This is a genomic window from Shewanella sp. MF08487, from assembly GCF_050848685.1.
GTDB classification, from domain to species: Bacteria; Pseudomonadota; Gammaproteobacteria; order Enterobacterales; family Shewanellaceae; genus Shewanella; species Shewanella glacialipiscicola.
The window spans coordinates 164,232-190,592 of sequence record NZ_JBOZPB010000002.1 but is presented as its reverse complement, the minus strand read 5'-3'; the positions used below and the strand labels follow the sequence as shown (position 1 = coordinate 190,592).

The 26,361-nt window shown below is 40.5% G+C and carries 25 protein-coding genes; 3 read left to right on the top strand and 22 right to left on the bottom strand.

What is annotated here, in order from left to right:
* Window position 1: 1 nt before the first annotated feature.
* The 12 genes from ACRN9H_RS02245 to rfaH all read right to left on the bottom strand — a co-directional run bounded on the left by ACRN9H_RS02245 (window position 2) and on the right by rfaH (window position 12,344).
* Window positions 2-760: an acyltransferase gene (locus ACRN9H_RS02245; protein ID WP_432312278.1), complete on the bottom strand. Its 759-nt coding sequence runs from the start codon at window positions 758-760 to the stop codon at window positions 2-4.
* Complete coding sequence (locus tag ACRN9H_RS02240) at window positions 757-1,476, bottom strand: SDR family NAD(P)-dependent oxidoreductase (protein WP_432312277.1); 720 nt, start codon at window positions 1,474-1,476, stop codon at window positions 757-759. Before ACRN9H_RS02240 ends, ACRN9H_RS02245 begins: the two co-directional genes overlap by 4 nt.
* On the bottom strand, window positions 1,473-2,828 hold the full coding sequence (locus ACRN9H_RS02235) for an AMP-binding enzyme (RefSeq protein ID WP_432312276.1): 1,356 nt from the start codon (window positions 2,826-2,828) through the stop codon (window positions 1,473-1,475). Before ACRN9H_RS02235 ends, ACRN9H_RS02240 begins: the two co-directional genes overlap by 4 nt.
* A complete protein-coding gene (locus ACRN9H_RS02230) occupies window positions 2,809-3,057 on the bottom strand; it encodes an acyl carrier protein (RefSeq protein ID WP_432312275.1) in 249 nt (82 codons plus the stop codon). The genes ACRN9H_RS02235 and ACRN9H_RS02230 overlap by 20 nt, the downstream gene beginning before the upstream one ends.
* A 2-nt stretch (window positions 3,058-3,059) precedes the next feature.
* Window positions 3,060-3,452: a sugar 3,4-ketoisomerase gene (locus ACRN9H_RS02225; RefSeq protein WP_432312274.1), complete on the bottom strand. Its 393-nt coding sequence runs from the start codon at window positions 3,450-3,452 to the stop codon at window positions 3,060-3,062.
* Window positions 3,442-3,999, bottom strand: a complete 558-nt coding sequence (rfbC, locus tag ACRN9H_RS02220; RefSeq protein WP_432312273.1) for a dTDP-4-dehydrorhamnose 3,5-epimerase — start codon at window positions 3,997-3,999, stop codon at window positions 3,442-3,444. Before rfbC ends, ACRN9H_RS02225 begins: the two co-directional genes overlap by 11 nt.
* 28 nt (window positions 4,000-4,027) lie before the next feature.
* Window positions 4,028-4,903: a dTDP-4-dehydrorhamnose reductase gene (gene rfbD, locus ACRN9H_RS02215; protein WP_432312272.1), complete on the bottom strand. Its 876-nt coding sequence runs from the start codon at window positions 4,901-4,903 to the stop codon at window positions 4,028-4,030.
* A 114-nt stretch (window positions 4,904-5,017) separates the two neighbouring features.
* Window positions 5,018-5,884, bottom strand: a complete 867-nt coding sequence (gene rfbA / locus ACRN9H_RS02210; RefSeq protein WP_432312271.1) for a glucose-1-phosphate thymidylyltransferase RfbA — start codon at window positions 5,882-5,884, stop codon at window positions 5,018-5,020.
* A gap of 68 nt (window positions 5,885-5,952) precedes the next feature.
* Window positions 5,953-7,017 (bottom strand): dTDP-glucose 4,6-dehydratase, encoded by a 1,065-nt coding sequence (gene rfbB / locus ACRN9H_RS02205; protein WP_432312270.1) that lies wholly within the window; start codon window positions 7,015-7,017, stop codon window positions 5,953-5,955.
* A gap of 211 nt (window positions 7,018-7,228) precedes the next feature.
* On the bottom strand, window positions 7,229-8,194 hold the full coding sequence (locus tag ACRN9H_RS02200; protein ID WP_432312269.1) for a Wzz/FepE/Etk N-terminal domain-containing protein: 966 nt from the start codon (window positions 8,192-8,194) through the stop codon (window positions 7,229-7,231).
* 191 nt (window positions 8,195-8,385) lie between these two features.
* Complete coding sequence (locus tag ACRN9H_RS02195) at window positions 8,386-11,145, bottom strand: SLBB domain-containing protein (RefSeq protein WP_432312268.1); 2,760 nt, start codon at window positions 11,143-11,145, stop codon at window positions 8,386-8,388.
* 692 nt (window positions 11,146-11,837) lie between these two features.
* Window positions 11,838-12,344, bottom strand: a complete 507-nt coding sequence (gene rfaH / locus ACRN9H_RS02190; protein WP_432312267.1) for a transcription/translation regulatory transformer protein RfaH — start codon at window positions 12,342-12,344, stop codon at window positions 11,838-11,840.
* 483 nt (window positions 12,345-12,827) lie between these two features.
* On the opposite strand from rfaH, the gene ACRN9H_RS02185 reads away from it, so the two are divergent.
* On the top strand, window positions 12,828-14,336 hold the full coding sequence (locus ACRN9H_RS02185) for a peptide MFS transporter (protein ID WP_432312266.1): 1,509 nt from the start codon (window positions 12,828-12,830) through the stop codon (window positions 14,334-14,336).
* Window positions 14,337-14,452: 116 nt separating this feature from the next.
* Here the strand turns inward: ACRN9H_RS02185 and ACRN9H_RS02180 are convergent, their stop codons facing one another.
* Window positions 14,453-15,556 carry a response regulator gene (locus ACRN9H_RS02180; RefSeq protein WP_432312265.1) on the bottom strand — a complete coding sequence of 368 codons (1,104 nt, stop codon included), beginning with the start codon at window positions 15,554-15,556 and terminating at the stop codon, window positions 14,453-14,455.
* Between the two features lie 124 nt (window positions 15,557-15,680).
* A complete protein-coding gene (locus ACRN9H_RS02175) occupies window positions 15,681-16,463 on the bottom strand; it encodes an MlaA family lipoprotein (protein ID WP_432312264.1) in 783 nt (260 codons plus the stop codon).
* A gap of 216 nt (window positions 16,464-16,679) precedes the next feature.
* Between ACRN9H_RS02175 and ACRN9H_RS02170 the strand changes: the two genes are divergently transcribed.
* Window positions 16,680-18,374, top strand: a complete 1,695-nt coding sequence (locus ACRN9H_RS02170; protein ID WP_432312263.1) for a hypothetical protein — start codon at window positions 16,680-16,682, stop codon at window positions 18,372-18,374.
* A gap of 54 nt (window positions 18,375-18,428) precedes the next feature.
* Window positions 18,429-18,737 (top strand): EscU/YscU/HrcU family type III secretion system export apparatus switch protein, encoded by a 309-nt coding sequence (locus tag ACRN9H_RS02165; protein WP_220775088.1) that lies wholly within the window; start codon window positions 18,429-18,431, stop codon window positions 18,735-18,737.
* 67 nt (window positions 18,738-18,804) lie between these two features.
* On the opposite strand, the gene ACRN9H_RS02160 is transcribed toward ACRN9H_RS02165, so the two are convergent.
* The 8 genes from ACRN9H_RS02160 to ACRN9H_RS02125 form a co-directional block, all read right to left on the bottom strand.
* A complete protein-coding gene (locus ACRN9H_RS02160) occupies window positions 18,805-19,203 on the bottom strand; it encodes a DUF2802 domain-containing protein (protein WP_220775087.1) in 399 nt (132 codons plus the stop codon).
* A gap of 219 nt (window positions 19,204-19,422) precedes the next feature.
* Complete coding sequence (locus tag ACRN9H_RS02155; protein ID WP_432312262.1) at window positions 19,423-19,917, bottom strand: chemotaxis protein CheW; 495 nt, start codon at window positions 19,915-19,917, stop codon at window positions 19,423-19,425.
* Window positions 19,918-19,924: 7 nt separating this feature from the next.
* Window positions 19,925-20,926: a chemotaxis protein CheW gene (locus ACRN9H_RS02150; protein ID WP_432312261.1), complete on the bottom strand. Its 1,002-nt coding sequence runs from the start codon at window positions 20,924-20,926 to the stop codon at window positions 19,925-19,927.
* Window positions 20,910-21,701 (bottom strand): ParA family protein, encoded by a 792-nt coding sequence (locus tag ACRN9H_RS02145; protein ID WP_263189583.1) that lies wholly within the window; start codon window positions 21,699-21,701, stop codon window positions 20,910-20,912. Before ACRN9H_RS02145 ends, ACRN9H_RS02150 begins: the two co-directional genes overlap by 17 nt.
* A 61-nt stretch (window positions 21,702-21,762) precedes the next feature.
* Window positions 21,763-22,260 carry a membrane anchored protein in chemotaxis locus gene (locus ACRN9H_RS02140; protein ID WP_432312349.1) on the bottom strand — a complete coding sequence of 166 codons (498 nt, stop codon included), beginning with the start codon at window positions 22,258-22,260 and terminating at the stop codon, window positions 21,763-21,765.
* A gap of 13 nt (window positions 22,261-22,273) precedes the next feature.
* The gene (locus ACRN9H_RS02135) at window positions 22,274-23,401 is read right to left on the bottom strand and encodes a protein-glutamate methylesterase/protein-glutamine glutaminase (protein WP_432312260.1); all 1,128 of its coding nucleotides are present in this window, start codon (window positions 23,399-23,401) and stop codon (window positions 22,274-22,276) included.
* Window positions 23,402-23,421: 20 nt separating this feature from the next.
* A complete protein-coding gene (locus ACRN9H_RS02130; protein ID WP_432312259.1) occupies window positions 23,422-25,599 on the bottom strand; it encodes a chemotaxis protein CheA in 2,178 nt (725 codons plus the stop codon).
* Between the two features lie 15 nt (window positions 25,600-25,614).
* Entirely contained in the window at window positions 25,615-26,352 is a 738-nt protein-coding gene (locus ACRN9H_RS02125; protein ID WP_220773025.1) for a protein phosphatase CheZ, read from the bottom strand.
* Between the last annotated feature and the right edge of the window lie 9 nt (window positions 26,353-26,361).

The following is a 26,361-nucleotide window of genomic DNA, read 5'->3' as shown; positions in this document are numbered from 1 at the left end:
TTTATTTCTCATGAAATTCATTTAGCCAAGCTGAAACAACATCTGCCGGATAACCACGATGAAAGCGATATCGCCAAGGATAACCCTTCAGTTTTGGATTATTATGCATTCTTAGAATATTAGCATCACAAATTATTTTTGATGGATTACCATTAGCTAATTTACCTTCTGGTATATTTTCCTTAACAACTGAACCAGCTCCAACTACGCTATCTTTGCCAATAACAACACCAGGTAAAACGAGTACTTTTGCAGCTAAAACTGCAAAATCGTTTATAGTGACACCTATTAAGTTTGTACTTGGAGGTATGGGATCGTTCGTAAGTAATACTTCAGGAAAGAGCCAAACATAATTGCCTACTTTTGACATTTTACCTATATGCACATCAGCATGACATTTTGTGAAATTACCAATAACACAATCACCTTGAATATCTGAACGATTACCAAACTGACATCCATTGCCTACTATCGAGTTTTCTCTAACACAGACATAGTGGCCAGTATTTAGCGAGTCGCCAATTTGTGAGCCCGCATAGAAAACATTATGACTTCTAATGGTGCAATTTTTACCAAATCTTAATTCTTTTTTCTCCGCCAATGTAGAAGGTAAACCCAACTCACAGTAAGCTCCCACACTACAACCAGAACTCAAATAAACATTATCATGAACTATTGTATAAGGTCCAATTTCCACATTATTTTCAATTATGGCAAGAGGAGAAATAATTGCTGAATCATGAATTAACGAAGTTATCATGCTGTACTACCTGCATCAACAGTAAGTGTTGTACCTGTAATAGAACTAGCACTTTCTGAAAGAAGAAATATTGCAGCAGAGGCAGCATCTTCAACTCTTGCTAACCTTCCTAATGGACTACGTCTTTTAATTGACTGTAATTTTTCACCTTGCAAACCAGAAGTCATTGCAGTTTCCATATAACCAGGCGCAAGGGTATTAACCGTAATATTTGCTTTACCAACTTCTCTTGCTAGTGATTTTGTAAAACCAGAAAGAGCTGATTTTGATGCGCCATAAACACTCAACCCATTAAAACCTGTACTACCTATAATTGAACCGACATTGATAATGCGACCACATTGATTTAATAACATAGAACGAGTAACATATTTTGTTAAAAAAATTGGAGAGGTTATATTTGTAGTAATAAGTTGATTAATATCATTTTCGTGCATTGTTGCTAAAACGCCGTCATGTCCAACAGCTGCATTATTTACTAATCCATATGGACGCCCGTGTTCTTTAACTAATCTTTTAACTAAATCAGAAATACCTTTAGTATTAGAAAAATCATAATCATAAAAAAAGGCCTGCTCAGGATAATCTACCTTCAACTGACTAAATTCTCCAACACTACGACTAATACCAACAACTTTATAACTATTCGCAATCAACTTTTTTGAGATAGCCAATCCCAACCCTTTACTTGCACCTGTAACTATAACCAGTTTCATGAAACTTTACCCCTCATGATTTTTCCAGCAGAGTTTTTTTCTACTTCATCAACAAATTGGATAAATGCAGGCACTTTAAAAGGCTCTAGTTGCATATAGCAAAAAGACTGTAGTTCTTTTTTGATAGAAGCTTTATCTACACTTGTATCTTTAAGAACAATATCACAAGCAACCAACATACCCATCATCGAATTCTTTTTACCAAATACATGACATTCAGATATCGCATCATGCTTTAAAATTACACGTTCTATCTCTTCTGGTATAACTTTGTTTCCTCCAACATTGATCGTGCCACTTTCACGGCCCATAAATAAAACTCGGTCATTTACAATAGTGACCAAATCGCCCGTATTCATGTACCCTTCTACATCTAACTCTAATGACCCGCTAATCATTATATCCGATGTATTTTTAGATTTAATCCAAAGCGTACCATCATTGATTTTTAGGTTTGTTCCTAATAAAAATTTTTCATTTAAAAATGTTACAGGAAAACCCTCTTTAATATCTTTTACGCTAAATCCAATGCCAGCTTCAGTTGAGGCATATATATGAGTTATTTTTGCTTGTGGATACATATTATTTAGACTATTTAGAATAGTTTGGTCAGCAATCTCACCACCTAAAGTTATCCTAGAAAAATTTATTAATGAACTTTTATGATTCATTAATAACTTTCGAAAAAAAGAAGGTGTAGAAGATAGACAGTTCACACTACTATTTATTAATAACTCTATGATTTCAGCAATAGTATTGCCCGACTCTAAAACAGATAATTTCGAACCAGATAAAACTGATTGAAAATACACTTGCAATCCAGCAAAACGATTAACATCATAAACTAAAGCCCAATTATAATTTTGACCCTTAACGATATCTCTTTTAGCAGTTCCAATAAGTTTTCCAAGCTCGTAAGATACCAACTTGGGCGTTCCCGTTGTGCCCGATGTAGCGAGTATCCATTTACGTTTAGTATTATCTGAAACTTGCTCTGATATTTTAGTTACTTCAACACCAGTTTCACTGAAATTAAAATAAAAATTTGACTGGGTTTTAATAAAAAAATCTTGCTCTACTGCTTCTTGCAAACCATCAGGTAAAATTAATAAACTTTTGGCCAAAAACGAAACAGCAGGTAAAAATTTTGCAGCCAACTCACGACTTTCAAACTTGACAGCGATATTGTTACCCATATAGCTACAGTATTCGTCTAGAAAACGGTTAGAAATCTCTACTATTTCTGAATAAGTAATTATAGTTGATGAATTAACTAAAAAATGTCTATCGCCAGGCACGATTCTTAAAAAGTCTAAAATAGTTTCTTGTTTTTTATTTAGAATACTTTCCATAAATACCTACAAAGTCGCCAAAAGTTTGAGGGTAAACAGCATCTTCCATTAATTGAAATGGGTCATAATCAAGCTCTTCCTCTAATAAAGCGACTAAAATTGCAAAACCTAATGAATTTAACTCAGTTTCCAATAAAACTGTATCATCACTTAATATATCATAAGACTTTGCTACGCTCGTTTGAGCCAGAGCTTCATTAAACTTTTCTAAAATTACTTTTCTTAGCATTTTTAAATCTCCTTTAGGAATTGCTGATAATCTCGAATATAATCTGATTCATCATATAGTTGGTCTGCTAATACCATTAGCACACAATCATCTGAAAAATCGTACATTTCTCGCCACATAAATGACTCGATCAATAAACCTTTTGCAGGATTATCGAGTAGCACCTCTACCTTCTCTTTACCATCATCCAATACAAAACGACAGGAACCCCGCACTACAATAGCGACTTGCTTAAGTGTCTTGTGAGCATGATAACCACGGCGTACCGCCTCTTTAGTATTAAACAGGTAATACACCCGCTTAACTGAAAAGGGAATATTGATACCTTCTTCTAAGGCAATTAGCGAACCACGATCATCACCATGAGCTTGGAGAGGGATAAGCTTAATTTGCATCTACAAGTTCCTGCTTAAACATTGAGAAAGTTTGTGCTAACACATCTTTTTCCGATAATAAAACGTCCTGAATAGGCCATTGAATAGACAAATCAACATCATCCCAAACAAGGGCACCTTCACTTTGTTTATGATAATAATTAGTCGTTTTATATAAAAACTCTGCTGTCTCGCTTAAAGTGACAAAACCATGGGCAAAACCTTCGGGGATCCACAATTGACGCTTATTCTCAGCAGAGAGATGCACACCTACCCACTGACCAAACGTTGGCGAACTTTTACGAATATCCACGGCCACATCGAATACCTCCCCCTCCACACAGCGGACTAATTTAGCTTGAGCATGGGGGGCAAGTTGGTAATGCAGGCCACGCAACACCCCTTTGCTCGATTTAGAATGATTGTCTTGGACAAAATTTACTGGGTAACCGACTGCAGCTTCAAATTGTTGTTGATTAAAACTTTCAAAAAAGAAACCGCGTTCGTCGCCAAAGACTTTTGGCTCGATAATTTTTACGGCGGGGATGTTAGTATCGATGATTAACATAATGTTGAATGCTTAATATTGAATTAATTTACTGATATCTGGCCAGTTGGTTTAATGCTGCTTGCCAATCACAGGGCTGAATGCCAAAGGTTTGTTCGATTTTACGGCAATCCAATGTAGAGTTAGCAGGACGTTTAGCCAGTGTGGGGTATTGGTCGCTTGTAATGGCGTTAACACACATTTCTTTATCAAGTAAAGCTTGTGACTTGGCTTGCTTAAAAATATCACAAGCAAATTGGTGCCAGCTTACATAGGGTAAACCTGAGTAGTGATAAATACCAAATGATTGATTGCCTTCGCTAATGCCTTTAGCCATAACGATTAATGCATTGGCAATATCACCTGCATACGTTGGGCCACCGAACTGGTCTGCTACCACAGCTAACTCGTCACGAGATTGCGCAAGACGAAGCATGGTTTTTACAAAGTTATTGCCGGTTTCGCAAAATACCCAGGCGGTGCGCAATATAATATGCCTCGGGCAAGCGGCTGCAACGGCTAACTCACCAGCCAGTTTGCTTTTACCGTACACACCTTGCGGCTCAGTAACATCCGTTTCTAAGTATTCGCCTTCTTTATTACCCGCAAAAACATAATCGGTAGAGATATGCAGCATTACTGCGCCAACTGCATGAGCTGCTTGGGCTAAAAATAACGGGCCATCGCTGTTGATGATATAAGAAAGCTCGAGTTCTTGTTCAGCTTTATCTACTGCGGTATAAGCAGCCGCATTGATAATTGCATAAGGTTTAAATTCATTAACCAACTTAGCTACAGCTGAACCCTCGGTAATATCTAATTGAGCACGATCAACAGCCAGAAATTCAATCTCTGGCATCTGGCTCAACTGTTTAACAAGACATCTACCCACTTGGCCATTACTACCGGTGACTAATATTTTCATAGTGTTAAATGCTTAATGGTGAGAGTTTAATGTTAAGAGGCATAATGCACAATTAGAAAACCGAGGCCTCATTTTGTAGCACCTGAGTCACAAATTCCGCTTTACGATTTACGGCTATTGAACAGCCAATTGTGCCAAATACTGACCATAGTCATTTTTAAGCATCGGCTTGGCTAATTCGTGCAATTGTTCGCGGGTTAGCCAACCATTGCGATAGGCTATTTCTTCTAAACACGCCACTTTTAAGCCTTGTACATGCTCAATGGTCTGCACAAATGATGACGCCTCGTGCAGACTCTCGTGAGTACCAGTATCTAACCAAGCAAAGCCACGACCAAGTAGTTCGACATTTAGCTCACCGGCATTAAGATACATCTCGTTTAATGTGGTAATTTCTAACTCGCCACGATGGGACGGTTTAACAAGTTTCGCCAGTTCTACCACTTTGTTGTCATAGAAATAAAGACCCGTCACCGCATAATTGGATTTAGGCTTGGCTGGCTTTTCTTCAATAGAAATGGCCTTCATATCAGCATCAAATTCCACAACGCCAAAACGCTCAGGGTCTTTCACCTGATAACCAAAGACTGTAGCTCCTGATTCGCGCGAAGCAGCATTTTTGAGTGTTTTGGAAAAAGACTGACCGTAGAAAATGTTATCCCCCAAGACTAAACATACTTTATCTTTACCGATAAACTCTTCACCGATCAAAAATGCTTGTGCTAGACCATCTGGTGAAGGTTGAACTGCATACGTTAGATTGATCCCAAAATCAGAACCATCACCTAATAAACGCCTAAAACCTTCATTGTCTTCTGGGGTGGTAATAATTAATATCTCTCTAATACCCGCTAACATAAGCGTTGATAAGGGATAATAAATCATCGGCTTATCATAAATTGGTAATAACTGTTTTGATACTCCACGAGTTAATGGATATAGACGAGTACCAGAGCCCCCAGCTAAAATAATTCCTTTCATAGTAAAATCAGTTCCTACATAAATAGACCCTAGGTTTATGGGACTCTAGGGCATTAAAAAAAGATAGATTAAATGCCTAAACGCTCGCGTTGGTAAGTGCCATCTTGTACATGTTGGCACCACTCTTGATTCGCTAAATACCATTCAATGGTTTTACGAAGGCCTGTTTCAAAGGTTTCTTGTGGTTGCCAGTTAAGCTCATCACTCATCTTAGTTGCATCAATTGCATAGCGGCGGTCATGGCCTGGTCTATCTGTCACATAGGTAATTTGCTTTGAGTAAGGCGTCTCTTTAGGCACGAGCACATCTAAAATAGTGCAAATCATCTGTACCACTTCAAGGTTCTGCTTTTCGTTATGTCCACCGATATTGTATGTCTCTCCAACATTCCCTGAGGTGACTACTTTATAGAGGGCACGAGCATGATCTTCAACGAAAAGCCAATCGCGAATTTGATCACCTTTACCGTAAATGGGTAATGGCTTGCCTTCTAGTGCATTAAGAATCACTAGCGGGATTAACTTTTCAGGGAAGTGATTCGGGCCGTAGTTATTCGAGCAGTTAGTCACCACAGTAGGCAAACCATAAGTGCGTAACCATGCTCTGACTAAATGATCGCTTGCTGCTTTTGATGCTGAATAAGGGCTGCTTGGTGCATAAGACGTATTTTCAGTAAATAATGGCAGCTCACCGTCTTGCTCATCAGGATGCGGCAAATCACCATACACTTCATCAGTAGAGATATGATGGAAACGAAACGCTTTCTTTGCTTGCTCAGATAAACCATTCCAATACTCGCGAGTCGATTCAAGTAACGTATAAGTGCCAACAATATTGGTTTGAATAAAATCACTTGGACCTGTAATAGAACGGTCAACATGAGACTCTGCCGCCAAATGCATGACTGCATCAGGTTGGTAATGTGCAAATACTCTATCGAGTTCTGTTCTGTCACAAATATCAACTTGCTCGAAAACGTATCGTTCATTTTTTTCTACGTTTACAAGTGATTCAAGGTTGCCTGCATAAGTTAATTTATCAACATTAATAACAGAATCTTGAGTGTTTTTTATGATGTGACGAACAACTGCAGAGCCAATAAAGCCTGCACCACCTGTGACAAGTATTTTCATTATTTACTACCAAAATCGTTGAGTTTAGCCATAGTCAATGGCAAATATAGAATGACAAACGCAGAATTTTTAACTTTTGTATCTCAGTCTTACAAATCAAACTGAAACACATTTCATCCATTTTGATACAGTCGACTTCTCACTATCCCCTATAGAGCCTAGGTTTTACTTTTTTATTAAAACTGTCCCAATAGGCTTTTTTAGAGATATTTCAATCTCCTTTCCTAACAAAATGTCTTACTAATACAAACATTATGCCGAGCATCCCGCCGAGCATAGTGCCTAATACGCAAATTAATGCGCGTTTCGGTTTAGCTTTTTCTTCAGGTACAAATGCTGGATCAATAGTTTTAAATACGTATTCATCACGCACTTCGGCAAACATAATGGTTTTAGCCTGCTCTTCAATCAGCTTGTAAAGGATTGTTTTTATATCCGCGACATTTGTTAAAGCGATTTGTTGACTTAAAAACTCACGACTACGATTAGCCTCGGCAACATCGCGATCTTTCATCGTTTTATTGATATCTTGTACTAGCCAAATAATCCACTGCTGTGCGACTGTTGGTGATAAATGTTCAACAGCAATAGTCACCATGCCAGTCTCTTTAGCAGTATTAACCACTACAACTTTGCTAAACACTTTAAAAGCTTCTTGCATTGAAGGCTCAGGCTTAAACGGCGCTTTTACTTCACGGACCCATGTGTTGGCTTGTGCGTCGTAAAGTTCAGGGTCATAAATAAGTTTGTCCTGGGCAATATCCCACGCTTTTGTAGCCATTAAATCGGGTAAAATTTTATGCTTTTGAATAAAATCTGCAGCAAATTGGCGTGATTTTATGACTTCTATTGCCATTTGAGTTTTATCGACTCCGCCTTTGGCACCCAAATTAACGCCAGCTAAACTTGCTAACCCACCAAACTGCGATGCGAGTCCGCTCAAGCCGCCACCTTGTTCTTCAGATGCTGGCGCGAGTAATGCTTCAGATTTGTAAATATTAGGTTGCTTAATTGCAAAAATAATCGCGCCAATAGCAAATACAGCTGTAACAGCGATAATTAGCCATTTACCTTGCCAAATAACTGAGAAAAGCTCGCGCAGATCGATTTCGTCATCTTTCATTGTGGTTTGTGGAAACTGAGCGTCGTTATGGTAGTTAGAAACTTCAGTGGGCATTGGACAATTGTCTCTTAATATATGTTATCAATAGAGATTGATACGGTATTACAAAATGATTCGCTTAAATCGCTATACGTTGTAAGAATAAAAATACTACGAAAACATAACGTATTCCGTAGTATTTTTAATTAATACATCAACAATATAAAAAATTAAGCCTCTTCAATAAACAGATAATATCAGCCAATTTATAGACCTGAGATGACTGAAATAGCTACGGCGGTATTGTAGATAATACCCGTAATCTGTGTCCATAAACTTAAATTATCTTTATATTCAGTATCTAAAGGTACAATGATAGTATCGCCGGGTTGTAACTGATCTTCGCTACTAAACCAACTTGAACGTCCTGGCATTAGTACTGAACCATTAGCTTGAATAACATAAGTGCGGTCTTCATCGGCGCGCTTACGTGCACCGCCAGACATTGCTAAATACTGGTCTAGAGTCAGGCCATCTTTAAATCTATGCGTTGCAGGATGTTGAACTTCCCCCATTACGGCAATCGTTTGCTTAGTTGATGGTATATAGAGAATATCAGCATCTTCGAGCTGAATATTAGCCTGTTCAATCCCTAATGAAATCGCCGCTAAATCAACAACGAGACGTCCAACCGCTTTAATATTTTCCAGATCGGCTAGCATCAATTGTGCATCAGTATAATTAACCATAGTGCCATCTTGCGACACACCACGCGTCGCGATATCTCGGCGTAATTGATCGGCTAGCTTTTTAATCTCAATTTGTTCTTGTTGACGGACTGAATCACGCACAAAGACTGCTGAGGGTAAATAGGCGTAATCAGTAAAGCCTCCCACCCGGGTAATTAAATCACTTAATGTTTCACCACGGTGAATATTATAACGACCAGGAAATTTGACTTCACCTCGGATTTCAACCACTTTAGTTTCTTGCCAATCAGGAGTCGTCATGACAGTTAACATGTCACGCCCTGTTAAACGAATATTGGCACTATCAAATCCCTGCAGAGCTTGTGTTAAATCAATATTATTATGTCTAATACTTGAGCCATTAATATCGGTTGAGGTAGTGGTTAATTCTGCTTTGGCAGTATAAGCACCTTCCTTTAAACCGCCAGCGGCAATCACTAAATCATTAACACGGGCACCTACAGTGAGAGGATACACGCCAGGTTGGCGGACTTGACCATCAATGGCGACAATTTGAATCCCTGAACCCGCGCGACCTTGACTATTTAATTTAACCATTACGGGATACAGTAGCTCTTGCCGTCCCATTTGATTACTTAGCTTAAGTAGCTCTGTGTCGTCAAAAAGATTAGCTAGCATTTTACTGACGACACCTTTAACGACTTCAGCCTCTTCAGCTTCTTTTTTATCTGTTAATACCACACCCGCAAGATCTGAACGTTCTTTTAATTTGCTTTTGTCCAGTTGTACAAATCCCGCTTTAAATAGATCCGAGCCTAAAAGGTTATTAGTATTTAAAGACGTCACCTTTTCAACGCGTTCTTTCACTAATTTGTTTAACTCATAACGATTCTGAATATCATCAGAGAAGTTAAAAACAATAATTTTATCGCGAGCATTTAAACTTAAATCTTGACTGATATCTTTAGCGCCGATGGCTTTTCCTGGAGAAAATTGATGTACTTCGATATCGCCATATTGATTGACTTCGCGGATCACAATCGCGTAATCAAGATCAGCCGAGGCCGCTAAATCGCCCCACAACGAAGGCAGTACATCACTAATTTTTTGGCCCGCAAACCATTGATATTTACCAGGGCGAACCACAGCACCTGCGATAGAGATGGCACTTTCGTATTGCTCAGAAGCACTTTTCACTTTAACAACATCGCCTGCTTTAGCTGGTGTACCTTTGCCTTGATCGGTGGTTAAATCGACATTCACAACGGTTTTAAGCGAGTTATTATTATAACGTTCAATAGAGCTACTTTTTGGATAGGCTCCTGCGTTTAAACCCGCGGCCATTGCAATAACGTCAGCCATATTTTCATTATGTTTTAACTCGTAAATAGCTGGACGCCTAACTTCGCCCGTCACGGTAACCAGCCCACCAATCGAGGGAATAAACACGACATCCCCAGAACGGAGCATTAAATCACCTGAAGCATCACCACGCATAAGGAGGTCATAAAGGTCTAAAGTGCCTACAAGCTTGCCATTGCGCTTAAGTTGCACATTACGTAGCGAACCGATTTCATTCACGCCGCCAGCAACAAATAAGGCTTGAGTAATAGTTGAAAGGCTTGAAACGGTATAAGAACCGGGTTTATAAGCGTCGCCAGCCACAAAAATACGGATTGAGCGTAGCTCACCCATAGTGATATTTGACTCGATACCAATCATCTGTTGCTTAATTCGCTCAGATAAAGAATCGCGTAATTCAGAGAAGCTAAGACCCATAACCGGTATTGGCCCGAGTTCAGGGAACTGTATAACACCTTCACGGTTAATAACTAAGTCATACTCTTTGTTATCTTTACCATAAAGTTGGACTTTAATATTATCCCCAGGACCGACAAGATACTCGCTAGGCACAGGCACATCTGACACCGGTGCAAAGGTACTCGGCTCACCCGCGAACATTTCGTAGCCGAAACGGCGCAATTTCATTTTGCTGCTATCTTCAGAAAAATCGAACTCTGATTTAGTCGTTTTTTTACGATTATCACGACTTCGTTCATCAGTCTCGCTATCGTTGTCATTTATATCTCTAGCCCCTACCACTTCTGGGTTTGAAAGCTGAGTTTGTGCCTGAGATCCAGAAAGCATCGCTGGATCGATTCCATATTGTTTCGCAAGCCTTGTTTGTTCCGATTTAGGTAGCTGCTTGAACTGCTCAATCATTTGCGGAGATGGCGTGACGGCCAGAGCCTGAGCGCCCATCAATATGGTCGTACTAAGGCCAACTATGATGATTTTTTTGATTTGTTGTAACACCAGTTATCTCCGTTAATATAATTCAATCAAAACGTTAAGTTAAGCCTTCAGCTAAATACTCAAAGCAATTAAAGGCGGATATTCTTTTATTTGAAGCTTGTGTGCATATATGCAAACTATACGTTCGAGATTTTTGGTTCTTGTATATAGAGCCAAGCTATAATTCTAATGCTTTCAAACACGCTAGCTATCCACGTAGTGGCTTTTGACGTCGGCTTAACGAATGATACTATTTAGTCATGTATCCATGCCTTTTAGACACGCTACCGCCCATAGATTACGGCTTCTAAATTGCCCTTCGCGATGCGAAAAATCTTATTTTTCATGAACAAAGCAATAATTGCATACCGTTATAGTAGCAAAATGTAGAGTTTAATATCCAACTGCTAGCGCGTGATATCCCATCAGCTTATAAAAACACGCTTAGCAATTAACACTGCATCAATAAAACTGCATGTTACTCTAAAAATACACTTCACTTTGTACGCTTATTGCTCTACTGAACACCTAGCCGTTCACATTTCAACCTATTAACTTATCGGCGAGTCAAATTCTGCGCGCCAAGGCTGCAAGCGACTGTTTAATAAGAGATTAAGAATCATCTACCTTCCATAAAACAAGTCAAGAGCAGCTTAAGAATGGCTAATGTCTTACAAAAAAACTAGCAAATCTCTTGGCGCGATATCTATAAATTAAATACAGACTCGTTCTACACTTTGCTGCGGCACAGCAACGAGTTTGACTTGGCCCATAATGTTAAAAAGGATATGACAACGTTTATTAGGGCATTTTTCTTGAAAAATACCTTCTAAATCAATGAAAGGCCCATCTTTAAAACGAATTTTCTCCCCCGTTCTTAGCTCTGCTTCTTCGGCTAATACGGTTTGGGAAGGCGTTAATTCTTTCATGCGAATGGCATGAATAACTCTATCGTCAATAGGCGTCATTTGTTCACGACAATTAACGATACGATTCACACCACGAGTAGAATGGACCTGCCTAACACTTGTCTGGCTTGGGTCAAAATTGATGAATAGGTAATTAGGGAACAAGGGGACGCGGCAAATTTGTTTACGCCCACGTTGAGGTTTCTCTTCAGAGATCATAGGTAAGTAGGTCTCTAAATTTTGAAGTGCTAAGTTTTGTTGTGCTCTCGTTTCACTACGAGGCTTACAATACAAGAGGTACCATGCCTTCATACACTAATCTCACTGCCCTATTTTAAGTGACGTCCATTCACGGGGCGCAATCATAGCAAAGATGTTTAAGCTCATGGAAGTAGTTTTTAGTCAATTAACATCTCTCGTTCAGTATCCATACAATCACTTTTACATTAGCAAAAATGCGTTAACTTTCCCGCGTAACTCAATTGCCGATAATGTCACCACTTATGCTTACCAAAATTGACTTTTGTTGCTTTTAAGGGGTATATAAGGTGGGATTTTAGCGAAACAACACATTTAAAAACTAAAAACATTACTTTTACTATAAAAGAGTAACAATAACCCATACGCAACTAGCGGTTATTCAACAATTGATGAGGCACGCTATCGTTTATCGTGCTAAATGCTTGCTGATTAAGCCCATAGACGATTTGGGACGAGTAATCATTATTTTTCTGTGGTGACATCATCCTGTTTCAGGGGCCCACAGGCAATCACGAGCTTAAGGTGGAAGACTTCATGAGCGTAGCAAAACCACAAGGAACGATGCTTGGACATCCAAAAGGATTGTTCTTGCTGTTTACAACAGAACTCTGGGAACGTTTTAGTTATTATGCAATGCGTGCCATTTTGGTGCTATACCTCGTAGATAAAGTGCAGAGTGATGGCGGGCATGGTTTAGGCTGGACTCAAGCAGAAGCTTTATCACTTTATGGTACATTCACAGGCTTAGTCTATTTAACGCCGCTTATTGGTGGTTGGTTAGCAGATAATGTACTGGGTCAACGTAAAGCGATTTATTTTGGTGGTGCTTTGATGGCTGCAGGTCAGTTTTTACTGGCTGCGCCACATAGTTGGATCCCCGGTTTAGAAACTACCGTATTCTATATTGGTCTAGGTACTCTCATTCTTGGTAACGGTCTATTCAAACCCAATATTTCAACTATGGTGGGTGATTTATACGAAGAAGGCGATCACCGTCGTGACGGTGCATTCACTATTTTCTATATGGGTATCAACCTAGGCGCGGCTCTGTCAGGCTTTATCGTGGCTTGGGCTTATACGTCTTTTGGGCATACTACTGTTGTTAATGGTGAGGAAGTTTTTGTCAATAACTGGCAAGCAGGTTTCTTTTGTGCTGGTGTTGGAATGATTTTCTCGTTAATTATTCAATTTTTGTTCGCGCAAAAATACTTAGGTGACATAGGTACCGTACCTGCCGCTAAGCTTGAAAAGCAAAAAGCACTGGAAAAAGGTGAAGAACGTAAGGAACCACTCACTAAAGTAGAGCGTGACCGTATTAAGGTCATCATGGTGATGGGTTTATTCACGATTATTTTCTGGGCTGGCTTTGAGCAAGCCGGCGGTTTAATGAATTTGTTCACGAATGAATTCACCGACCGCATGGTTGGCTCCTTTGAAGTTCCGACGACTTGGTTCCAATCTTTAAACGCTATCTTTATTGTGCTATTCGCGCCAGTAATTGCTTCTATTTGGATCCGCTTAGGTAAGAACGAACCTAATTCCCCCGTTAAGTTTGCACTAGGTTTATTTTTACTCGCCATCGGTTTCCTCTTTATGATTGGTGCTGTAATGCAAATGGGCGGCGATGCATCCGTTAAATCAAGCATGTGGTGGTTAGTAGGCGCTTATTTCTTCCACACTATGGGTGAACTATGTTTATCTCCCATCGGCTTGTCTATGGTCACTAAGCTTGCCCCATTGCGCATTGCTTCTTTGATGATGGGAGCTTGGTTCCTCTTTGTTGCAGCCGCTAACAAAATTGGCGGTGTTGTTGGTTCGTTTATCGGCCATGGCGGCGAAAAAGAAGAGCAACTTGCGAATGCAATGGCAATCTTCTCTGGCATTGCAATCACTGCCGCACTTTCAGGCGTAGTCTTGTATTTTATGGCTGATAAGTTAGTCGATTGGATGCACGGGGCCGAAAGCAAACATCAAACTGAAGCCGAAGCATTAGAAAGTGAAATAGCGGTAACAGCTGAGCATGAAGCGATAATTAAACGCTAGTACTTTACTCAACTGCAAAAACAAAAACGCCTTACTTGTAATAGTAAGGCGTTTTTTTTACGCGATGCAAATATCAAAGTATTACTCAATATAAAACAGTCACAGACTTGTAAACGTTACAGGCTCAACTGCAAAAAACCGCCAGCGGGTAATGTTTTATCGTAAATTAGCCCCTTAAACTGGTTATCAAGCAACAACTGTTTATGCTCTGGTTCACTTGTCGCGATGCATAATTGTTCTTGTGGCAACATACTACGGAACTGAATACTCGGTTTAACCCAATCTAATACACCCAACTGTGAACTCTCGGAGAGTGCAAGCGGACTCAAGCCTTCGCTATTACGTAAGTAACAACGTAGTCCCTTCCCCGCATGAGCAATAGCAGTTCGATACTTTGTCAGTTCAATAGAGATATAAATGATATCCGCTTTGATATCGAGACCCGATTTCACTAAACGTTCATTCAGGTAACTCAGCATATTAAATGGCTCAATAATAGTCTGACTCTGTCCACTACGAAAATCTTTAAGTTTCTGATTAACAAAACTTCTAAGCAGCACAGAGGCAAACGCGGCTCGGTTATCTTCCGGATATAAATGGGCCATATACATGATGAGATGATGACTACCCACCATGGTTGAGTCGATAAAGTAGCTACTTATGTCACTGTTTTTATATAAACTGTAATCGACTTTAGCTGCGGGGTAACTGATATTTGAAGCAGGAAAAAGCTGTTGTTGGACCTGTTTTGCTGCAGCAACACTTTGCTCTAGCATTGCAAGATTATCGCTCAACTCTTGAAAAGAAAGCGCATCAAAGTCAGCTGCATGAACATCATCAGTGTGATAACGATGAAGGCTTTGCTTAATAGCTTGTTCAATAATAAATAAATCAGCTACGGGTTTGACTAAATAATCACTTGCACCGAGCCGTAATGCTTCAACAACGTCGGCCATAACATTATTACCCGAGATCACGATATAAGAAACTAAAGGCGCTAACGTTATCATTTCCTTTAACATATCGAGCCCGCCAAGCTTGGGCATACTCAGGTCAGCAAGGACTACATCAAAATGCTGCGATTTAAAAAATGACAGGCCTTGCTCACCATCACAGGCTTGCATGACTTGCGCACCTTGGTTTTCAAGGAAATGTGCAACTATTTGCCTAAACACAGGGTCATCTTCAACTAAAAGAACAGCAACGCTATTTAACGCCATAAAGGTTTCCGAATAAAATTCAGCATTAACCGTTAATCAAGTGATGCTGCCGTTAGAGCCCTTTAAAAAATAAGGCAAATACTTTGTTACTATCAACAAATACAATCAAGTACGGCAAATAATGTTACTCAAGCTCCTGCATATATTGCTCGAGTAACTCATCATCTTGTTTTTGAGGAACATTACCATCATAGACTTTATAGTCCATGTGTTGTAAATAGGCATCTTTAACGAAGGCATAGGGGTCGAGTGCATTATCGACTAACCGTTCTTGATCAATCGCCGAGGCTCTAGAATGAAGGTTTTTCAGCCCCCATTTCACGACCGTTTGCCACATGGTTAACTCCGATAACGGAAAGTATAGACCATCGACCCAATCTGACGCGAGTTCTCGCACTACATAGGGTCCGGCAAACGGCGCCATAAAATATGGACCATTGGGCACACCATAATAGCCAAGCACTTCGTTAAATTCGTCTTGTTTACGGTTCATACCCATCATATCCGCAACATCAATAATACCGAGTAGTCCAACGGTCGAGTTAACGGTAAAACGCCCACCGGCATTTGCTGCCCAGCCCAATTTTCCTTGCAACAAGTTATTCACTAAGCTGCTAGGTTCTTCAAGGTTCTGAACAAAGTTATTGATACCCGTTTTAGCCGGCATTGGAATGTAATCGTTATAACCGTGAGCAATTGGGCGATAAATATATCTATCTAGATAAAGATAGTTAAAATCCCACATTGCGCGGTTGAAGCCTTCGAATGGGTCGCGGGGATCATCATAGGTAATTTGTACCGTCGGAGTTGCTTGTGCCACAGCATCTTGCGCGAGTTCATCTGCTGCATATACCTGCTGAGGCAACAGTATTAATCCCAAAGATAACCCCATCCATTTCAACGTCATATCACTCTCTTAATATAAATGTACAGCTTAGACACCCAGTTTTCGCTAAAGTGACGGGATAAAAATGACGATATAAAGATAATTCGTCTTAATAGCGTACTATCAGTATGGCAGTTGTTTATCACAAAGCGCATAAGCATACTGAGCAAAAAAAATTGGTCAATTGTTAATTTTATCAAACGAATATATCGCAGTGTAACTATGAAAGGTCATTAAATGGAGTCAATACCACCTACTAACAATCTAAATACACAGCCGCAAACGGCTGTGGCTCAAACTGAGGCACAAAATACCGCTTCACGCCCTATTCCTGTTCAAGTGCAAACCTCACCCGAGGGCGATAGTATTATTCTAAACGGTACAGAATATAATTTAAAGCTTGTTAATGCTCAACAGCGTCAAACATTGTTGACTACAACTCATTTTTTATTAATGCAAAATATCACCACCAGCCAAACATCAGCTCTTGCGGTACCAAGTCCAACAAGTCAACTACTGGCCTTAGCATCACCGATTATACTTAAAGTACCTGATGCTATCATCAATTTGGCACAACAAAATGGCATTACCTCAGCACAGCTTGAAGCTCTTGCTACCCGTGTCCAAGGCTATCCATTGCCCAACGTCGCCATAGTTAACAAAGAACTTCACTTTGCAAACGGCACTGTTGTAGCACAAGATCCTGGAGCAAAACTCACACAAGGAGAATTTTTAGCGAAAATAAGCTTACAGCAAGGGCGCCCCATTTTATTACTCACCCCAATACAGGGCAAACTTGAAATAGCTATTGGGGCGCCAATAAATGAAACTCAAGTTCCCATAAATAAATTATCGTCTGATATTGTTATCGCAAAAATAGAACCGGTCCAGATCATCTCTGCCTTTTTTAAAAAACTAGAAACAATGACACCGTCATCTGACTCAGCAAAAAACACCATCATAACTAATTTAGCGACCGCTCAAAATACGTCCAAGACAGAAACTAGCATTACTGACCTCGCTAAATTAGTTAATAATACAAGCTCAAGTGATAAAGGGACTGGAACACTAGGGGGCGAGATTAAAACAGATGTTTCAACAAAAATTGTGGACGTTTTACAAAAAGCGTTCAATAAAGCGGGCGCACTGCCTACGGAGGCATCTCCCCATCATAGCAGCTCAAATTTAGTATCAGAGCTATTTAAGAATATGCCACATTTAGGATTACCCCCCTTAAGTCAATTAAATGATTTAGATTTTCTTAAGGCAAATATTCTTGGGCTTGCGAGCCTAAATCTCGCCTCTCCGCAACTAAATCAAAATTCAACCTTTATGAATGCCAGTGCAATTAGCTCACTATTCCAACTCATCCTAGGTTTTACAGCAAATAATAATTCAGTATCAATGAGTAAAAAACTTGCGGATTATCTAGAGCAGTTACAGTCTAAAGTTGGTTTATCAACTAAACAGCTTGGCCAACTAGGCAAAGCCGGCGGTCTAGAGTCCATAGCGCAATTTGCTTCTAACTTACATCTATACCCACAGGCAAGTACTGAAAATACAGGTAATTTAGTTTGGTTTTTTGCATTACCCTACAGTATCAACCAACGGCATGAACAGCTAGAAGGGAAATTTGAACAAGAAAGCGACCCAGATGATGCAGAAAAAAAATCGAGCTGGCGCTTACAACTCAAATTTAACCTAGCACAAGGCCCTTTACTGATCGCTGCACAACACCAGAAACAGAAATTGGATATTCAGTTCCAGGGCAACAACCAAATACTTCTCAATAAAGTGGATAATTATTTGATGCTTTTAAGTCAAAAGTTAACACAATTAGGCTTTACCCCTGGCGAACTAACGACACAAATAGCGCAAGTTCCGGCAACTTTACTGCCTGGAGATCACTTTCTGGTAAAAACAAAAGCCTAACCGTTACTATATGATTATAAATTTAGAAAGATGAATAAGCATGAGGGTTAAAGTATGAGTGAAAACAATGAGCCTAAACAAGCTGTAGCGCTAAGTTACGATGGTCGTAATGCACCTAAAATTGTAGCTACTGGCGAAGGTTTAATTGCTGAAGAGATCATTGCAATAGCCAAAGCTAACGGAGTATTTATCCATCAGGATCCACATCTCAGCCGTTTTTTACAATTATTAGAATTAGGAGAGGAAATTCCTAAAGAGCTTTATCTTCTTATCGCTGAACTTATCGCATTTGTGTATATGCTAGATGGAAAATTTCCCGAACAATGGAATAATATGCATCAAAAAATCGTAGAGCAAGCTTAACACTTAATAAAATAAAGCTAACTTGGATAGTTTAACTTTCACTCGATAAAGTTTAACGGCTTGCTGATTACTTTCGATGTAAACGGATCAACAACTCAGCCTCAGCTTTAGGTAGTTCGCACTCTTTAATCAGCTCATCAACACCAGCACCCAGCGCAACCATCTTCATCGCCCGCGTATAGAGCTTTGCCTGTGGGTCCTGTTGCGTTGACTCTTCTATTCGTTCAGATTGTTGTAGCAAACGCTTTTCTAATTCAATCACACGGCGGCCAACACCTATTGTGCCACTGCGTAATTCTTGCAACTCACGTTTAAATGACTCTCGCTGACGATCGCCTTCTTTAACTAAGACAGTTAATGCCTCAACTTTATTTCTTAGTTTACTCAGCTGTTTTTGTAAATAAAGAACTAATCCTAAGCACGCGATGACATAGACTAACGCTGCGATCAAGAATTCATCGCCCATTAAACATCCTTATACTCACTAATAGCCGTCAACTGACAGATATCATAAGTGAGATTTCAATCTCAAAGTGTTGCACTCGAAGTACTTTACTTGATTGGCCAATTGATGATTTATCGAATAAGAATAAATCCACATATATAAATCACAAAAAAACGAATACACACCAACTAACAAAAGAGCTGAATGCAATGATAGTATTCAGCTCTTTATCGCCATTGACTAGAGTTGAGTCAACTCGACCCACTCTTCATCTGACAATAGTTTATCAAGATCAACCAATATCAGTAATTCATTATCACGATTACTCACACCTTGAATAAACTTAGCGCTTTCTTCTGTGCCAACGTTGGGTGCATTGTCAATTTCAGAGCGACGCAGATAAACCACTTCGGCAACGCTGTCGACTAAGATACCAATAACTTGCTTTTCCGCTTCGATAATTACAATTCGAGTTGAATCGTCGACTTCAGCAGGTTGCAATCCAAAACGCGAGCGGGTATCGATAACCGTCACAACATTACCACGTAAGTTTATGATACCGAGTACGTAATGCGGAGCGCCTGGCACCGGAGCAATTTCCGTATAACGTAATACTTCCTGTACCTGCATCACGTTGATACCGTAAGTCTCATGATCCAACTTAAAGGTAACCCATTGTAATACTACATCATCTTTACTTGCAGCGACTGCTGCTACATTTCTTGTATCTTTCATGTTTACCTCAACCAATTGAGTCCTGACAGCCTAAACCCGCATTGAGCATTTCAACTAAGGCTTGTACGTGTAAAATGCCACACATCTGTTCTTTCACTACACCTGCCAACCAAGGACGTTTACCTGCTTGACTACGCCAATTGACCTGCGATTTATTAATTTTTACCGCATTAACTAAAGACTCACAAGTTAATCCCCAGTTACTTCCTTCTAATAATACAAGATATTGATAATTTACCGATTGTGCCAGTTTATCAGTGTATTTTTCTGGCATAACCCACGCACAGGTATCGACGATATTTAATTGTTGTTCCCTATACGTCTGCACCCCTAAGAACCATGCCGGACGGCCAAAAATGTGGTTTATCCGTTCAAGCTTGACTATGCCACCAAGGCTAACCAAAGGCACCGCCAGAGTCAGTCCCGCGACTTGAAAAAAGAGCACTTGAAACTCATCATCGAGCACTTCTTGTAAGTCTTTTGTCACACTCGGTGGCGTAATACCTACCTGAGTTTCAGGTTCTATATTTTGCTTATCAACAGCTTCAATAATGACAGGCTGAATCGGCGTAATATCAGGTACCATTTTAGCTTTAAACTGTACAATATCTTCAGTCGTGGATTGTGCAACTTCTACAGCTTGTGGCGCAGAATCGAGCATTTTAGCTTTTAATACTGGTGCTAATAATTTCTCGAGCGCTTGCTTATTCACTTGGGAAGCCATAGCGCTTATTGGTGAAACAAACTCATTTTTTATTGGTAGAGTCTTTGATTGTAGTTGTATTTCAGGTGTAACTGTATGCTCTATATTTTTCAGAACAACACTGCGACCGTTTTCAGCCAAAATAGCAGCATCAAGTAAAACATTTTCTGTTTGATTAACTGCGGTACTCTGATTAGATTCTACGTTTATGGCGCTTTGAGGCGAAACAACGCAATTTGAATCGTCATCTTCTTGCAGCAATAATGCGAAAAAATCAAAAACAGTTTCATCAACCGATTTTGACATGGCCAAACTCCCCAACTAATAAGAAATCTAATAACCTTTCATAAGCTTTTACACCACGACAACCACTGGCATAATGCGATACGGGTAAATGCGCTAAGCTAGCATCTCTAAACTTAGTGTCTACAGGGATCACATCTTGCCACAAGGTCAGACTGTATTCAGCCCCAAGGACTTGTAAAGCGGCTGGAGACGCTTTAGTACGTTTATCGTACATTGTTGGCACAACCGTGTAGCTGTAGCGTGTGTTTTTCGAGCGGCCCATCAACTCCATTGTCTTAACCATTCGTTCCAGCCCTTTAATAGCCAGAAACTCAGTCTGTACTGGAATAATAATATGTTGACTAGCGGCAAGCGCATTGACCATTAACACCCCAAGTACGGGCGGACAATCCACAATAGCCACATCATAATCATCGGCAACTAGCGCTAATAAATTACGTAGAACTAATCCCATTCCCTCTTGATGACCTAAGGCCCTATCTAAAGTGGCAAGCGCCATCGTAGCCGGCAATAAATCTAAGCCATCAACGAGAGTAGGCACAATATGAGATAACACCAGTTCTTTGGAAAGACTTTTATGTGCAAGAAAAACATCAAATAATGATCCTGCAACCTCTTCAGAATCAATACCTAAGTAATAACCTAATGAAGCATGTGGATCTGTATCTATCATCAGAACACGCTTACCGCGCTTAGCTAAAGTGCCCGCTAAGCTCGCAACCGTTGTGGTTTTACCGACGCCACCTTTTTGATTAGCTATAGTCCAGACTTTCAAAAAATGCTCCAAAAATTATATTCAAATTTTTATTAAAATCTTTAAAATGAGTGCTTAATCGCTATTGGCCCTCTCTGGTTGTTACTCGAATACCACCATTGGGTAGGCTAATCACTTTAACACCATCAACATTTTCAGTAATAACAATGGCGTTATTGGGTTCGGCTTGCTTTAACTTTACGTCAGGTATTTGAAGCTGTTTTGGAACTGAAAACTCTTGAGTAGAATTCCCCTTGCCTGCTTCTACTTCTGAAGTATGCTTTTCTAGTAAAGATGGAACCGCATTCTTTGCAATAGGTGCTGGCCCTATTGTCATTGCTTTATGTCCATCTGACGCGGCTTGTAACATCAGCTGAGTTTGCTCAGGATGAGAAGCTAGCCAAGTCGCAATCGTTTCTGCTTGACCGTCGGGCACCATTAACAGCACCTGACTCGATTCTAATCGTGTCACATCTGCACGCAACAAACTATTTTCATGACGATAATCTAGACTTAGCGCACTAAGGCATAAAATAACAATGCCCATTAACACCATGATGAGCACAATATTTGTGCTCATCGGGGCTTGATTCTTAGCCACGAGCGGACTCTTTTAAAATTGATTCAGCCATATTATCTAAAGCAATAGATTGGGTCGCTATGCCTGCACTAGCAACAGCCTGCGGCATTCCATAAACAACGCAACTGGCTTCATCTTGAGCCCAAATGGTGGCACCTGCAGATTTCAACATACGAGCCCCCTCTCTTCCGTCCGCTCCCATACCGGTTAACACCACGGCAAGTATATCGCCACCAAAAGCTTTAGAAGCAGAAGCAAAGGTAATATCAACACAGGGTTTATAATTCATATCCGCACTACCAGCGAGTATTTTTAATCGACCAGTTGCCCCTGCTCGTTCAATCATCATTTGCAAACCGCCCGGCGCTAAATACGCGCAACCAGGCTTTAAAACGTCACCATTAACGGCTTCTTTCACTTCAATGTTGCATAAGCCGTTTAGACGACTCGCAAATGCTGGAGTAAATGCAGCAGGCATATGTTGAATTAATAAAATAGGATGTGGGTAGTTTGCTGGAAATTGTGTGAGTATTTTCTGTAACGCAACTGGCCCGCCAGTAGATGTGCCAATTAATAACAATTTATACTGCTTACCACTGGCTCGAATCGATGCCGTAGGTGAAGTACGCACTGGCGGTGTAACAGGTACTGGAGCGGCGATGTTTGAAGTCCTTAAACCGCTTGTTGCCGGACGTGAGGCTGGCATTGGTGCCACCACGGCTCGTGCGACTGGCCGAAATATTCTGCGGCGTCCAAGGGCTTTAACTCTTTGTTGCAGCAATAAAATAGCATCATCTTTATTGGTTGCGATATCTTCAAAACGTTTAGGTAAAAAATCTAACGCTCCCGCATCTAAAGCATCTAACGTCGCCCTCGCCCCATCATGGGTCAGTGAAGAAAACATCAAGATAGGTGTAGGGCATTTAGCCATAATCTCACGAACCGCTGTGATGCCATCCATGACGGGCATCTCAATATCCATAGTGATAACTTGAGGATTGAGCTCAGCCGCCATCTTCACCGCTTCAGCCCCATTTGAGGCCGTCGCGATAACTTCCAGTTCAGGATCTTGGTTGACTATTTCACTCACTCGTCGTCTAAAAAAACTTGAGTCATCAACGACTAATACTTTAATGGTCATTCCATTCCTTAGCGTGGAAATTAATTTCTACTTTTCGCATAATGCTTTAATAAACCAGGCACATCTAAGATCAGCGCAATACCACCATCCGATGTAATCGTCGCGCCTGCCATTCCTGGCGTGCCTTGTAACATAGCACCAAGAGGTTTAATAACAACTTCTTCCTGCCCAATTAAGCCATCAACCACAAAGCCAATTTGCATCATACCTAATTGAACTATTACTACATGGCCATGGGTTTTATCGCCATGTTTAAAAGTGGTCTTCTTTTTATGTAACCAGTGCTCCAAATAGAACAATGGTACCGCTTTATTTCGGACGATGACGGTCAGTTGCCCATCAACAATATTAGTTTTAGTCAGATCGAGATGGAATATCTCGTTAACACTAGATAAAGGCAGTGCAAATACTTGTTTGGCAACATCGACCATTAACGTTGGCATAATCGCCAATGTTAACGGCACCTTAATCTCAAGTATTGTGCCTTTGCCTTTCATCGAATCAATATGCACCGTACCGTTAAGCTGAGTAATGCGCGTTTTGACCACGTCCATACCCACACCACGGCCAGAGATATCGGATATTTCGACTTTAGTTGAAAAACCAGGTGCGAAAATCAGATTATAGGCTTCATTATCGGTCATGCGTGCGGCAGAGTCCTCATCAAGCACTCCACGAGTTATCGCAATTTGTTTCAACTTTTCAGGATCCATACCTGCACCATCGTCTTCGATTTTCAGCAGTATATGGTCACCTTCTTGGCTTGCAGATAAAGTAATAGTTCCCGTTCTTGGCTTACCACTGGCTTCGCGCTCATTTGGCATTTCAATGCCATGATCGACCGAGTTACGCACTAAGTGGACAAGTGGATCCGCAAGCGCTTCTACTAAGTTTTTATCTAGGTCGGTTTCCTCTCCGACCATGATCAAATCAATTTCTTTATTAAGTGTCCGTGCTAGATCGCGTACTACCCGTGGAAAACGACCAAACACTTTCTTGATCGGTTGCATACGCGTTTTCATTACCGCACCTTGTAAATCGGCGGTAACGAGATCTAAATTCGCTAAAGCTTTCGACATTTCCTCATCATCACGACTGATGCCTAAACTAACGAGACGGTTTCGCACTAATACCAGCTCACCGACCATATTCATGATCTGGTCAAGCCTTGCCGTATCGACTCGTACAGTCGTTTCACCTTGGGACACATTCGATGATGCAGCTTTGGCTGGTGCTTTATTGACAACGGCTATTTCAACTTTAGGCTTTACCGCAACAACACTTGCCATAGCAGAAGCCGCTGGTGTGATTACCGCTTTCACTTCAATTGTTGCAGTTTTTGTTTCAACTTTAGTAGGAGTGCTACCTTTACCGTGCAGCTCATCGAGTAACCGCTCAAACTCTTCATCGGTGATTTCATCCGCATCAACAATAGATTGAGGGGAAGGTGTAGAGGCAACCTTTGGCGCGATAGTGACTTCCGTTTCAGCTTTAAATTTACCAGAACCGTGTAACTCATCTAGCAATGCTTCAAACTCATCATCAGTTATGTCACTACTTGATACGGCTGATTTAATTGAATCATTAGACTTCACCGCAGTGGTGGCCACAGCATCAACTGCAGCGGGGCCTTTGCCTGAACCATGAAGAGCATCTAACAATGCTTCAAACTCAGCATCATTAATGTCATCAATAGAAGATGAATGAGAGGAGATATTAACAGCTACATCTTGAAGAACAGTCGACTCAACGTCAACTACGGCCTCTGGCTCTAAGGTTGCTGCATAAGCGACTTCAGAGGCCAAAGGAGCTCCAGAACTTAGCATTTTCAATCTTGCCAACAAACCAGATTCTGCAGGGTCTTGTTGCTCACCCTGCTGGGTTTGCGCAAACATAGTATTAATGGCATCAACAGCTTGTAAAATAATATCCATCAGCTCGGCATTAACACTACGCTTGCCTGTTCTCAATAGATCGAAGGTGTTTTCTGCTTCATGACAAACGTCAACCATAGGGGTTAAACTGAGAAATCCTGCGCCGCCTTTGACAGTATGAAATCCTCTGAAAATGGCGTTAAGTAAGTTAGTGTCGTCAGGATTATTTTCAAGCGCAACAAGCTGCTCTTGAAGCAGCTCTAAAATCTCACCCGCTTCGACTAAAAAGTCCTGGAGTATCTCTTCATCTACATCAAAGGCCATCAAATTGACTCCCAGTTAGAAACCCAGACTAGACAGAAGATCATCCACTTCGTCTTGACCCGTTACGACATCCTGACGAAGCTCGGCATTCATTATCGGGCCTTCTGCTTCAATATTATTTTTATGAGCAATCTGATTATCGATCATAGGCTGTTCACCAAATACCGTCAGCATAGAAACCAGATTACTTTCTACTTCCATAACCAGATCAATAACACGGCGTATCATTTGCCCAGTTAAGTCTTGAAAATCTTGTGCCATCAAAATTTGATTAAGCAACTCACGTAATCGAGTAGAGTCATTCTCGCTGCGAGTCATCAGATCTTGTACGTCATAACAGAGAACTTTAAACTCATTTAATGCTATCTCGCGACGCATTAATCGATCCCAAGATGGCATAACCTGTTGGATATTTGCAGTCAGCGCGTTTGCTAAAGGCAAACACTCTTCTACCGCATCCATCGTTTTATTAGCCGCTTGTTCGGTCAAATCAATAACGTAATTTAAACGTTGTTTCGCATCGGGAATTTCTGTACTAGCTAATTCAGCAAGACGATTATCAACTTGAAAATCCATCAATGCGCTATGAAGTTGTCGAGTGAGTTTTCCTACCTCCTCAAACAATTCCCTTTGCAGTGGAACAGCAAGCTCCCGAAATAAATCATCAGCCTGACTTTGCTCACCTGCACTTAATAATTCAACAAAGTGCTGAGCTTGTTCGAGCGTAATGAGCCCTGATGTTTGTGACTTCATAGCTCATCC